Source organism: Pseudomonas sp. 2995-1 (assembly GCF_002742505.1).
In the GTDB taxonomy this organism is placed as follows: domain Bacteria; phylum Pseudomonadota; class Gammaproteobacteria; order Pseudomonadales; family Pseudomonadaceae; genus Aquipseudomonas; species Aquipseudomonas sivasensis.
This window is the reverse complement of the sequence record NZ_LJSA01000539.1, coordinates 1-300: the sequence shown is the minus strand read 5'-3', so window position 1 is coordinate 300 and position 300 is coordinate 1. Positions and strand designations below refer to the sequence as shown.

The following is a 300-nucleotide window of genomic DNA, read 5'->3' as shown; positions in this document are numbered from 1 at the left end:
CACGGCCATGAATCCAAATGAAGATTTGAATGTGGGAGGGGGCTTGCTCCCGATGAGGGTGTGTCAGCCACAGATGTACACACTGACCCACCGCTATCGGGGGCAAGCCCCCTCCCACATTTGGACCGTGCTCGGTCAGGAAGATACCTTGTGAGCCTTCTCCCTTACGCCTGGGCCAAATCCCAACGCATCCTCCTGCGCCCCGGCGAGGACGGCATGTTGCTGACCGTCTGCCCCTCAACCCCCGGCTGGTCGATCAGCGAAGTGCAGCGCCAGTTCGGCCAGTCGCGGATTGAGCAG

1 pseudogene is annotated in these 300 nt (G+C 61.3%); it reads left to right on the top strand.

Features of this window, described 5'->3' with window-relative positions:
* Positions 1-150: 150 nt before the first annotated feature.
* Positions 151-300, top strand: a pseudogene (locus AOA61_RS32440) (type II secretion system protein GspE); the annotation flags it as partial.